Source organism: Actinopolymorpha rutila, from assembly GCF_013407855.1.
GTDB lineage: Bacteria > Actinomycetota > Actinomycetes > Propionibacteriales > Actinopolymorphaceae > Actinopolymorpha > Actinopolymorpha rutila.
The window spans coordinates 2,048,224-2,059,774 of the sequence record NZ_JACBZH010000001.1 but is presented as its reverse complement, the minus strand read 5'-3'; the positions used below and the strand labels follow the sequence as shown (position 1 = coordinate 2,059,774).

Here is an 11,551-nt window from a genome sequence, read left to right as displayed (position 1 = left end):
CATGCTCCGCTACACCCTGATCCACCCCGAGATCCTGGCCGCGCTGGCGTCGGCCGGGCACGGCTCGCGGGTGCTGATCGCCGACGGGCACTACCCGTTCGCCACCGCGGCGGGCCCGAACGCCACGCACGTCTTCCTCAACCTGTCCCCCGGCAAGTTGTCGGTCACCGACGTGCTGACCGCGCTGGTGGACGCCGCACCGATCGAGGCGGCCGCGGTGATGCAGCCGCCGCCGGACCAGCCGACGCCCGAGATCTTCGCGGAGTTCGACGACCTGCTTCCCGCCGGGACGCCCGTGGAGCACCTGGACCGGTTCGACTTCTACGACGCGGCCAAGACCGACGACGTGGCCTTGGTCATCGCCACCGGCGAGCAGCGGACGTACGCCAACCTCCTGTTGACGCTGGGTGTGGCGTCAGCCGGGTAGCCGGATCTCACCCGCGGCCACCGGCGCGACCTGCCCGGTGACCCTGGTCTCGCAGGCCTGCCCCGCCTGCGCACGCACCACGCAGTCCAGCCGCGACGGCCGGCCCATCTCCGCGCCCTGGACCACGCTGTAGGCCGTCTCGCCCTCACCGGGGACCAGGCCGTTGCCCACCAGCCACACCCCGAGCGCCAGCGCCGCCGAACCCGTGGCCGGGTCCTCGGCGATGCCGAACTCGGAAACGAACAACCTGGCGTGGGCCAGCCGCAGGTCGGCGTCCCAGGAGAACAGATAAACCTTCTTCACCCCTCGCGCCCGGGCGGCCCCCGAGTCCAGGCTCGCGCGGGCGACCGCGTCCTCGGTGACGGGCAGCAACACGTGGTCGGTGCCGGCGGCGGCGGTCTGGGCGGGCGGGCCGACCAGCAGGTCGGCGAAGCCCAGTCCGGCGGCGGCCAGCAGCGGTCCGGGGTCGAGCGTGGAACCGAGTACCGGCTCGCCACCGGTGATGGTGGCGACGTCACCTTCGACGTGCACCGGAAGGTTGCCGGCGCCGCACTCCTGTACGACGTCGCCGGAACGGATGCGGCCGAGCCGGGCCAGCGTCACCGCGGTTCCCACGCTCGGGTGCCCCGCGAACGGCAACTCCGCACCGGGGGTGAAGATGCGTACGCGGTAGTCGCCGCCCTCCTCAGGAGGTTGCACGAACGCGGTCTCGGAGAGGTTGAACTCCTTCGCCAGCGTCTGCATCGCCTCTCCGCTGACGCCCTCGGCGTCCAGAACGACGGCGAGCGGGTTGCCGGCGTAGGCGCGGTCGGTGAACACGTCGACGATCTCGTACGGTCTGCTGGGCATGGCTCCCATGATCGCAGGCACGCCTGTCCCCCGGCGATCGGCTCGGCCCTGCGGCGATCGGCTCGGCCCCGCGACGAACTCAGCCCGCGGTGAACGGCTCCCAGGTGTGGCCGCCGTCGTCGGTGCGGTACAGCTCTGACGTGTGCAGGTCGGCGTAGCCGGCGAGCAGGGTGCCGTGCAGGTCGTCGGTGAACGCGAGGTCGTACACCGGGCCTCGCTCGGGCACGGCCAGCGTCGTCTGCCAGGTGGCGCCGCCGTCGAAGCTCGTGTGCACGAAGCTCTCGTCCCCGCCGGTGGCGCCGACCGCCAGCGTGCCGCCCGGGGACACCGCGAAGCCGGTGGTGATGCCGGTGGCCGGGGCCGTCCCGACGGTGGTGAACGTACCGCCCTCGCCGGCCAGGCGGACGACCTTGTCCATCCGGCCGCGGCCGGGGTTGGAGCTGCACAGCGCGTACACCTCGGTCGGCGCGGCCAGCCCGAGGTCGGTGGCGGCCTCCTGCCGGCACGGCGTACTCCTCGACGTCCAGTCGGCGCCGTCCGGGGAGGTCCAGTAACGGGTGGGTGAGAACACCGGTCCCAGGCTCACCGCGACCGAGGACCGACGGGTGCCGAGCGCGCCACTGGCGTACGCCGCACCGCCGCTGTCGGTGATGCTCACTCCCGGCACGGCCGACCAGGCCCGCTCCCCGATCGGGGTGCGGTAGACCTCGGTGCGCTGATCCTGCCCGGACCCGGACGCCAGCAGGACGTACGCGGTCCGCTGCGTGGCGGCCAGGTCTCCGACGAAGGCAGGCCGGCCGTCACCGGCGAGCTGCTCGGCCTGCCAGGTGCGACCGCCGTCGTAGGTGGCGTACAGCTCCAGGCCGTTGGTGACCAGGCCGATCGTGCGGTGGTGCAGGAAGTCACCGAAGCGAGCGGCGAACAGGACGCGCACCTGGGCGTGACTGGGCGAGCTGCGGATCGGCGGCGCCGGTACGCGGCTCCAGTGCGCGCCGCCGTCTGGAGTGTGCAGCAGGACCGGGCACTGCCCGCCCTCACCGGGGCCGGTCGGCCAGCACAGGGAGTAGCCGAACACCCAGCCGTCCTGCGGTGTCGTCCACGACGTCGAGGAGGGGCTGAAGCCCGGCGGGGCGACGCCTCGGCCCGGTGCCGGTGACTTCGGAGCTGCCGAAGCACGTGCGCCGGCGACCGGGACCGTGAAGGTGATCAGGAAAGCGGCGAGGAACAGCGCCGAGAGGGTGCGTGCCAGCGGGGGCCGTACGCCGTCAGGCCGACTTCTCGCGGCGCTCCCCACTGCGGGACTTGCGACCTGGCTGCTCGCGCGGAACCAGCGTCGGGTTGACATTGTCGAGTACCACCTCGCGTGTGACGATCACCCGGGCCACGTCGTCTCTGCTGGGTACTTCGTACATCACGTTGAGCAGGACTTCCTCGATGATCGCGCGGGTGGCGCGTGCGCCGGTGCCGCGCAGCAGCGCCTGCTCGGCGATCGCCTCCACGGCGTCCTCGCTGAACTCCAGCTCGACCCCGTCGATCTCGAAGAGCTTTTGGTACTGCTTGATGAGCGCGTTGCGGGGCTCGCTGAGGATGCGCATCAGGGCCGGGCGGTCCAGCGGCTGGACGGTCGCGATCACCGGGAGCCGGCCGACGAACTCCGGGATCAGCCCGAACTTCAGCAGGTCCTCCGGCATCACGTCGGCGAACGTGTGCTCCTTCTCCCGGTCCTCCCGGGTGCGCACGTTGGCGCCGAAACCGACGCCCTTCTTGCCGACGCGTTGTTCGATGATGCGCTCCAGGCCGGCGAACGCGCCGCCGACGATGAACAGCACGTTGGTGGTGTCGATCTGGATGAACTCCTGGTGGGGGTGCTTGCGCCCGCCCTGGGGAGGAACGCTCGCGGTGGTGCCCTCCAGGATCTTCAGCAGTGCCTGCTGAACGCCCTCGCCGGAGACGTCCCGGGTGATCGAGGGGTTCTCGCTCTTGCGGGCGATCTTGTCGACCTCGTCGATGTAGATGATGCCCGTTTCGGCCTTCTTGACGTCGTAGTCGGCGGCCTGGATGAGTTTGAGCAGGATGTTCTCGACGTCCTCACCGACGTAGCCCGCCTCGGTGAGCGCGGTGGCGTCGGCGATCGCGAACGGCACGTTGAGCATCTTGGCCAGCGTCTGGGCGAGGTAGGTCTTGCCGCAGCCGGTGGGGCCGATCAGCAGAATGTTGGACTTCGCCAACTCGACCGGCTCGTCCTTGGCGTGGCGGCCGCCGGCGGAGAGGCCGGACTGCACGCGTTTGTAGTGGTTGTACACGGCCACCGACAGGGCCTTCTTGGCGGCGTCCTGGCCGACGACGTACTGGTCGAGGAACTCGAAGATCTCCCGCGGCTTGGGCAGCTCCTGCAGCCCAACCTCGGAGGACTCGCTGAGCTCCTCCTCGATGATCTCGTTGCAGAGGTCGATGCACTCGTCGCAGATGTAGACGCCCGGACCTGCAATGAGCTTCTTGACCTGCTTCTGGCTCTTCCCGCAGAACGAGCACTTGAGCAGGTCGCCGCCGTCACCGATGCGTGCCACTCCGGAACGTCTCCTTAGGTTGCTCCGCCCGATGCTCGGGCGCGTGTCGAACCTGCCTCGGACCCGGGCGGGTCGCCTACCTCGTCGCCGCCCCGGCCTTGTGAGCCCGTCAGCCGCGCACCTGAGAGTACAGAGACCGACGGTACCCCGTTCTCGGCGCGAACGGTCGTGTTCAACCTCGCGATGTGTACGCCCCTGGCGAAATCGGGAACTCCCGACGGTCCGGGGTCATCACCGCAGCGTGGCCGACGGTGCTGGTCAGCAAGGGCATACCCGCTCCGCGCCCGCCGACCCGCGGGGATCGCGCACCGGCATGTCGCCGGAACGGATCCGCGGGTCGGCACGGGCGTGTTGCGTGAAGCCACGAGGCTGCCGTGGCCCGGCGCACCAGCGATCGACCTGGGACCTGGACCTAGACCTCGACCAGGCTCTTCTTGCGGCTGAGCAGCACCTCGTCGATCAGGCCGTACTCGACCGCCTGCTCGGCGCTGAGGTACTTGTCCCGCTCGATGTCGCGGGCCACCTCCTCCAGCGGCCGGCCGGTGTTCTCCGAGATCATCTGCTCGAGCATCCCGCGCATGCGCAGGATCTCGTTGGCCTGGATCTCGATGTCGCTGGCCTGGCCGTACCCGCCCTCGGTGTAGGGCTGGTGGATGACGATCCGGCTGTGCGGGAGCGCGGACCGCTTGCCCTGGGCACCGGCCGCCAGCAGCACCGCCGCGGCGGACGCGGCCTGCCCGAGGCAGACCGTGTGCACGTCGGGGGTGATGTAGCGCATGGTGTCGTAGATCGCGGTCAGCGCCGTGATCGAGCCACCGGGGCTGTTGATGTAGATCTGCACCTCGCGCTCGGGGTCCATCGACTCAAGGCACAGCAACTGGGCCATCACCGCGTTGGCGATGTCGTCGCTGATCGGCGTGCCGAGGAAGATGATGCGGTCCTCGAACAGCTTCGCGTAGGGGTCGATCTGGCGGTAGCCGTAGGGAGTGCGCTCCTCCCAGCGTGGGATGAAGTAGTCCGCGCGCGGCAGCCGCTCGGCCGGGGTGGCGAGCCCCGGGGTCGTCAGGCCCGGCGTGGGGAGGGGCGGTGGGATCGTGGGCATGTGCTTCTTCCTCCAGGTAGCAGCCGGGTCAGGAAACGGGTCCGACGGAGGTGACCTCGCCGGCGTACTTCACCACGTGGTCGATGAAGCCGTACTCACGGGCCTGCTCCGCGGTGAACCACCGGTCGCGGTCGGCGTCCTGCTCGATCTGCTCGACGGACTGACCGGTGTGCAGAGCGGTGAGCTCCTGCAGCTGCTGCTTCAGGTGCAGGCTCTGCTGAGCCTGGATCTTGATGTCGGACGCCGTTCCGCCGAGACCGCCGGACAGCTGGTGCATCATGATGCGCGAGTGCGGCAGCGCGTAGCGCTTGCCCTTGGTGCCGGCGGCGAGCAGGAACTGCCCCATGGACGCGGCGAGGCCCATCGCGACGGTCGCCACGTCGTTGGAGATGAACTGCATCGTGTCGTAGATCGCCAGACCGGAGTCGACCGAGCCGCCCGGGCTGTTGATGTACAGCCAGATGTCCTTGTTCGGGTCCTCGGCGTTGAGCACGAGCATCTGCGCGCAGATCGCGTTGGCGTTCTGGTCACGGACCTCGGAACCGAGGAAGATGATCCGTTCCTTGAGTAGCCGCTGGTAGATGTGGTCATCGAGGCCGCCCTGGCCGTTCGGGCCCTGCGCCTCCTGCGCGTATTCGTTCACGTCCTCCGCCTACGTCCTCGTGACTCGTGGTGGGTGGCGTACGGGCCTGGTCGATCCGTACGCCCTGGAACCTGTCACCGACCCTAGCCAACGCCTCACCCGTTACCCCGAGGCAGCCGCCGGTGTTCGCTCACGGCGCAGAGGTGACGGGCGAGGGAATACCTCTGCACCGACGATAACTGCAAACACCTCTTTGCAAAGTTCTCTTTGCGGTCTACCGTGTCGGTCATGTCCGAACCTCCCGACTCCCCCCCGACTCCGGAGTCCCGGTCGGCGCCGGCGCCAGGACCCGGCGAGGATGCCGCGGCCGCCGGCCACCGGGCCGCCTCGATTCCCGACTTCGACCCCGAGCACGACCTCGCCCTGGACGCCAGGTCCCTGCGCGGTCTGGCACACCCCGTCCGGGTGCAGATGCTCGGCATCCTCCGCACCGAGGGCCCGGCCACCGCGACCCGTCTCGCGGCCCGCCTCGGCCTGAACTCCGGCGCGACGAGCTACCACCTGCGCCAGCTCGCGGCCCACGGCTTCGTCGTCGAGGCCACGGACCTCGGCACCGGCCGGGACCGCTGGTGGCGGGCGGCCCACCGGTCCACGTGGTACGACATGCGGGCCACGACCGCCGACGCGGAGGCCGGAGACGCGTACCTGCGAAGCGTCGCCCGGATCTACGCCGACACCTTGCTGCGCGCCGTGGACGAGCGGGCGACCCTGCCGCCGGAATGGCAGGACGTCAGCACCATGAGCGACTTCGTGCTCCAGCTGACACCCGCGGAGGCCGAGCGGCTGAGCACCCAGATCCTCGACGTGCTGCGGCCCTACCGCCGCGCCGATCCGGAAGCAGCGGCCCCCGAGGGCACTGCTCCGACGATGTTCCAGTTCGGACTCTTCCCGCTGCCCGGTGCGCTCGGCGGCACCGACCCCGCCTCGGGCTCCGGCGCGGCATCCGACCCGGCATCGGACCCGGACTCCATGGGGGACGCATGAGCACCAACGCCACCGGCGCCGAGACCCGGCCACGCTCCCGGCGCGGTCTTGTCGGACTGCTCACCTCCCAGGCGATCTCGCTCACCGGCACCCGGATCTCGGCCATCGCGCTGCCGTGGTTCGTGCTGGTCTCCACGGGCAGCGCCACCAAGACCGGCATGGTCGCGTTCTGCGAGATGGCTCCGTACGTCGTCGTCAAAGCGCTGACCGGCCCGCTCGTGGACCGGCTCGGACCGCGCCGGGTCAACGTCGCCGGCGACCTCGCCAGCGCGGTGACGGTCGCGACCATCCCGCTGCTGCACACGCTCGGACTCCTGCACTTCGGTGTCCTGCTGGCACTGGTCGCGCTGTTGGGCGCCCTGCGAGGTCCCGCCGACTCGGCCAAGGAGGTGCTGATCCCCGACATCGTGGCCGACGCGCAGGTGCCCACCGAACGCGTCACCGGCCTCACCGGGACGATCGAACGCCTCGCCTCCACCATCGGGCCCGCGGTGGCCGGAGCGATCGTCGGGCTGCTCGGCCCGCTGAGCGCCCTGGTGCTGGACGCGGTGTCGTTCGCGCTGTCCGCGATCATCATCGCCGCGACCGCACCCCGCCGGCACGTCGCCGCGGAGGGGCACGAGGAGGAGTCGGTCGGCGGCTACGTCCACCAACTGCGCGAGGGGTTCGACTACCTGCGCCGCGAACGCCTGCTCCGGTCGATCATCGGCATGGTCGCGGTGACGAACCTGCTGGACGCGGCGATGTTCGCGGTCCTGGTGCCGGTGTGGGCGCGCGACTCCGGTCGCGGTCCGGCAGCGGTCGGCCTGGTCGCCGCGGTGTTGAGCGCGTTCGCGGTGGGCGGCAGTCTGCTGGCCGCGACCTTCGCACACCGGCTCCCCCGGCGTACGACGTACCTGCTCGGGTACTTCATCGCCGGCGCGCCGAGGTTCGTCGCACTCGCCCTGGGCGCGCCGGTCTGGCTGGTGCTGGGAGTGCACGCGGTGGCGGGGTTCGGGTCCGGGTTCATCAACCCGATCATCGGCGCCGTGGTGCTCGAACGCATTCCGCGCCGGCTGCTCGGCCGGGTCAACGCGCTGGGCGACGCGGTGGCCTGGGCCGGCATACCGTTCGGCGGGCTGCTCGGTGGCGCGCTGATCGGGCTGGTCGGGCTCTCACCGGTGATGCTGGTGTTCGGCGGGATCTACTTCCTCGTCACGACGCTGCCGGGGCTTCGGCCGGAGTGGCACGAGCTGGACCGGCCCCGGGCGGGCGTCGGACCCGGCGGGGATCCCCACCGCCCGGCAACCGCCGCGGACCCCACCGTGGAGGTCGGCACGGCGTCCGAGCCAGTCACCTGACCGCCTCGGGAGCGGGGCCCCCTCCCCGCCCGGCCGTCCTGCCCAGGGTCTGCCCCCCCGGGTCTCCCGGGTCGGTCCTGGAAAGACTGTCGCCCCGGCGCCGGCGAATCGGCCGGCGTCCGGGGCGACAGTGACGTACTCGGGGACCTCAGGACTCGGACTTCTCGCCCTCGCCCTGCTCGCCCTGCTCTGCCTGGGCCGCCTCCGCGGACTCCTCGGCCGGAGCGGACTCCGCACCCTCGGCCTCCTCGGACCCCTCAGGTGCGTACGTGCCGTCCGCCTGCAGGCGGCTCAGCTCGACCTGGTTGCCGGACGCGTCGGTCACCACGGCCTGCTCGACCACGAAGCCGAGCGCCTTGCCGCGGCGCACCTCGCGCACCAGCGTGGGGACGTAGTTGTTCTGGACGACCTGCTGGATGTACTCGTCCGGGCTCACGCCGGCCTGCTGCGCCCGCTGGAGCAGCGCCTGGGTGAGCTCGGGCTCGCTGACGTTGAGCTCCTCGGTGTCAGCCACCTTGTCCAGCACGAACTGCGACTTCAGCGCCTCGCGGGAACGCCGGTCGAGGTCGGCGACGAACTCCTCCTCGGTCTGGCCCTCGCTCTGGAGGTACTGCGCCTCGGTCGCGCCCATGTGCTGCAGCTGGTGACCGATCGCCTCGCGCCGCGCCTGGATCTCGTCGGTGACCGCGCCCTCGGGGACGGGCACGTCGACCTGGTCGAGGAGCTTCTCCAGCACGTTGTCGCGGGCCTCCTGGGCCTGCTGGAGCCGCTTCTGCCGGATCAGCCGCTCGCGCACGTCGGCGCGCAGCTCGTCCAGGGTGTCGAACTCGCTGGCCATCTGGGCGAACTCGTCGTCGAGCTCGGGGAGCTCCTGGACCTTCACGCTGTCGACCACCACGGTGACGTCGACGTCCTGGCCGGCGTACTCACCGGAGGCGAGCTGGCTGACGAACGTCTCGGACTCACCGGCGGACTTGCCGGTTACGGCGTCGTCGAGGCCCTCCAGCATCGAGCCGCTGCCGATCTTGTAGCTGAGCCCGGTCGCCTGGGCGTCCTCGATCGGCTGGCCGTCCTTGCTGGCGGCCAGGTCGATGGTGAGGAAGTCGCCGTCCTCGGCGGCCCGCTCGACGGTGCTCAGCGACCCGAACCGCTCCCGCAGGGAGGTCAGCTGCTCCTCGACCTCCTCGTCGGTCACCTCGGCGTCGGCGACGCTGACCTCGATGCCCTTGTACTCCGGCAGGGTCACGTCGGGCCGTACGTCGACCTCGGCGGTGAACGTCAGGTCGGCGCCGTCGGCGAAGTTGGTGACGTCCACCTCGGGCTGGCCGAGCGGCTCGACGTCGTTCTCCTGCAGGGCGCTCACGTAGAGCTGCGGGAGGGCCTCGTTGACGGCCTGTTCGAGCACGAACTCCCGGCCGACCCGCTGGTCGATGATCTGGGGAGGGATCCTGCCCTTGCGGAAGCCGGGGATCGTCACCTGCTTCGCGATCTCACGGTAGGCGGTGTCGAGGCTTGTCCTGAGCTCCTCGAAGGGCACCTCGACGGTCAGCCGAACCCGGGTGGGGCTCAAGGTCTCGACGGCGCTCTTCACGATCGTGAATCTCCTCCGGATGCGGCGTGGATCGCCCGAATACGCCGGACGGCGCTAGCAGGCTCGGGACCTCGGGACGGCCGATGGTGGACGTACCCGACGCGCGTGGCAGTGTACGCCAACGGCCGGCGTGCCCAGCCGCCGCGGTGAGCGCGACGGGGGCACGCCGTACGTCGTACGTCGGGGAGGGGGGATTTGAACCCCCGGCCTTCGGCACCCAAAGCCGACGCGCTGCCAAGCTGCGCCACTCCCCGCCGACACGTCCCGGCACCGGCTCGCCCCGGACACACAGTCGTGCACCGGGCCGGACGCGGACGGAACGTGAGACATCTTCCACCCACCCCGGAGCGCACCGGGACGGACTGGCACTACGCTTACTTTCGCGGTGCCGCCCGGAGTTTAGTCCACGGACCACGACGGGTGAGTCACCGAGCCGGTCTGTGCGGGGTCATGGGAACATGGGCCGGCACACGCGGGTGTAGCTCAATGGCAGAGCTCCAGCCTTCCAAGCTGGTCATGCGGGTTCGATTCCCGTCACCCGCTCCACCGAGAAGACCCAGGTCAGAGCAGGTTCGGCTTCGACCTGGGCCTTCTCATATCTCCCTCTGGTCGCCCATCGGGCCACCTACGGGCCATTCGGCGCTGTCGCCTCAGGTGCACGGGTCGTCATAAGCGCCCTACCGGCCGACGCGACGCAGCCGTCCTCGGGCTCACTGGGCGGAACCAGCAGGGAGGACCTCGCGAGCCGCTTCCACGAAGTGGGACTTGCCCTGCCCCGGGTCGGAGTCACCGTTGCGCCTGGCTTGTCACCCAAGCGCGAGCCGCCCCAGCGAGGCCACGTGAGGCTACGCATGTCAGAAGGGCTCGTGTAGGTAGCGGTCGGGGTTGGCAACAAACTTGTCCAGCTCGACGGGGCCCGACCTGCCGACGTCGTAGAACACCTTCCGTTCGGCGGGCTGGGCCTGAGCCCACTGGACTACCTCGCGTAGGTCGTCGGAGACCTTCGTCGCCAGGCCCGTGTACTCGTCGTACCAGGCGCCTTGCCAGTGTGGTTTGCCCTTGTCGAAGGTGATCTCCAGGATGCCGCACCCCGGGTCAGGGGTCCGGTTCACCGGAGGCGGCAATTCGATCGGCACTTCTTCCGACGTGTGCTCGATGAGTTCAACAGCCTCGGCGGCCGGCTGTCGAGCGGCCCACTCATACACGCCGCGCTTATGGGTAACCGGGCAATGCATCAGCTCACGCCTGCCCTCGGCCGTCCACGTCGCAGACCACATCGGGCGTAGCAGGAAGTCCGGAACGTGTTTGCGGTCGAACCAACCCACCCCTTCCGCCCACGGCTGCGGGCTGCAGAGAATGTGGATCTTTCCAGTGCCGGGCTCGGGGTCGCCGGTGTAGGTCAACTCCAGCGGCCGGCCGTCCTCGCCGACATAGTGGCCAGCCAAGTGAGCCTGCCACCGCTTCAGGGCGCTCCACTCGGCCATCTGCAAAGTCCTCTCCAGAAGCGACGACACCCCCGGTCAGGGTCGCCCTGAGTCCGGGGGTGCTGGCTATCGGTCGCAGCCTACGGGTACCAGCCGGAGTTCCTCGGCGACTCAGACAGTGTGGCGTCGCAGAGTTCTGCGACGCGGCGCGTGGCCGCTGGGATAGACAGAGATATCTGTTCGTCGCCAGCTGGCGGTATCGAACTCGCCCACCCAGGAGCGTCACATCTTCCGTCGATGGCTCCTGATCCCGCGTGAAACCCATTGCCGGCCATGTTCGTACGGCGGGGGGCGTGGGCGGCCGCACACGGCCTGCCGTCACCGATCACCGGCGGGCACCTTGTCAAACTCCCCTACTCCTCCGCCCGAGCCGTGTCCCCCGAGTCAGGATTGGTGAGCCGGCGTGGGTCCTCCAAGAGAGCTCGGACCGTCATCATCTGCGCGTCCAGGGCGTCGGCGATGAACTGGCCCGCCTCCGCCGTCGCGTGCTGATAGATCAGAGCTGCCCTCATGGAGTCGTGCCCCATGCGCACCATCAGGTCACGAGTGCTCGCCCGACTAGGG

At 70.0% G+C, this 11,551-nt stretch carries 11 protein-coding genes and 2 tRNA genes; 4 read left to right on the top strand and 9 right to left on the bottom strand.

What is annotated here, in order from left to right; genetic code table 11:
* Position 1 precedes the first annotated feature (1 nt).
* Entirely contained in the window at positions 2-427 is a 426-nt protein-coding gene (locus tag F4554_RS09255) for an RbsD/FucU family protein (RefSeq protein ID WP_179787002.1), read from the top strand.
* Here the strand turns inward: F4554_RS09255 and F4554_RS09250 are convergent.
* From F4554_RS09250 to F4554_RS09230, 5 genes are all read right to left on the bottom strand, one after another.
* The gene (locus F4554_RS09250; RefSeq protein WP_179787001.1) at positions 416-1,276 is read right to left on the bottom strand and encodes a PhzF family phenazine biosynthesis protein; all 861 of its coding nucleotides are present in this window, start codon (positions 1,274-1,276) and stop codon (positions 416-418) included. The genes F4554_RS09255 and F4554_RS09250 overlap by 12 nt on opposite strands.
* Before the next feature lie 79 nt (positions 1,277-1,355).
* Positions 1,356-2,351: a hypothetical protein gene (locus F4554_RS09245; RefSeq protein WP_179787000.1), complete on the bottom strand. Its 996-nt coding sequence runs from the start codon at positions 2,349-2,351 to the stop codon at positions 1,356-1,358.
* Between the two features lie 190 nt (positions 2,352-2,541).
* Positions 2,542-3,843 carry an ATP-dependent Clp protease ATP-binding subunit ClpX gene (gene clpX / locus F4554_RS09240; RefSeq protein ID WP_092656288.1) on the bottom strand — a complete coding sequence of 434 codons (1,302 nt, stop codon included), beginning with the start codon at positions 3,841-3,843 and terminating at the stop codon, positions 2,542-2,544.
* A gap of 412 nt (positions 3,844-4,255) precedes the next feature.
* A complete protein-coding gene (locus tag F4554_RS09235; protein ID WP_238341253.1) occupies positions 4,256-4,945 on the bottom strand; it encodes an ATP-dependent Clp protease proteolytic subunit in 690 nt (229 codons plus the stop codon).
* Between the two features lie 28 nt (positions 4,946-4,973).
* Entirely contained in the window at positions 4,974-5,588 is a 615-nt protein-coding gene (locus tag F4554_RS09230; RefSeq protein ID WP_179786999.1) for an ATP-dependent Clp protease proteolytic subunit, read from the bottom strand.
* Between the two features lie 228 nt (positions 5,589-5,816).
* Between F4554_RS09230 and F4554_RS09225 the strand changes: the two genes are divergently transcribed.
* Positions 5,817-6,572 (top strand): ArsR/SmtB family transcription factor, encoded by a 756-nt coding sequence (locus F4554_RS09225; protein WP_179786998.1) that lies wholly within the window; start codon positions 5,817-5,819, stop codon positions 6,570-6,572.
* On the top strand, positions 6,569-7,912 hold the full coding sequence (locus tag F4554_RS09220) for an MFS transporter (RefSeq protein WP_179786997.1): 1,344 nt from the start codon (positions 6,569-6,571) through the stop codon (positions 7,910-7,912). Before F4554_RS09225 ends, F4554_RS09220 begins: the two co-directional genes overlap by 4 nt.
* Positions 7,913-8,060: 148 nt before the next feature.
* Here F4554_RS09220 and tig read toward each other — a convergent pair whose 3' ends face one another.
* Both tig and F4554_RS09210 read right to left on the bottom strand, forming a co-directional pair.
* Positions 8,061-9,503, bottom strand: a complete 1,443-nt coding sequence (tig, locus tag F4554_RS09215; protein ID WP_179786996.1) for a trigger factor — start codon at positions 9,501-9,503, stop codon at positions 8,061-8,063.
* 180 nt (positions 9,504-9,683) lie between these two features.
* A tRNA-Pro gene (locus tag F4554_RS09210) sits at positions 9,684-9,757 on the bottom strand.
* A 218-nt stretch (positions 9,758-9,975) separates the two neighbouring features.
* Between F4554_RS09210 and F4554_RS09205 the strand changes: the two genes are divergently transcribed.
* Positions 9,976-10,049: transfer RNA gene (locus F4554_RS09205), tRNA-Gly, on the top strand.
* A 308-nt stretch (positions 10,050-10,357) separates the two neighbouring features.
* Here the strand turns inward: F4554_RS09205 and F4554_RS09200 are convergent.
* Together F4554_RS09200 and F4554_RS31475 are read right to left on the bottom strand one after the other, a co-directional pair.
* Positions 10,358-10,987, bottom strand: a complete 630-nt coding sequence (locus F4554_RS09200) for a hypothetical protein (RefSeq protein WP_179786995.1) — start codon at positions 10,985-10,987, stop codon at positions 10,358-10,360.
* 353 nt (positions 10,988-11,340) lie between these two features.
* Positions 11,341-11,514, bottom strand: a complete 174-nt coding sequence (locus tag F4554_RS31475; RefSeq protein ID WP_202889223.1) for a hypothetical protein — start codon at positions 11,512-11,514, stop codon at positions 11,341-11,343.
* Between the last annotated feature and the right edge of the window lie 37 nt (positions 11,515-11,551).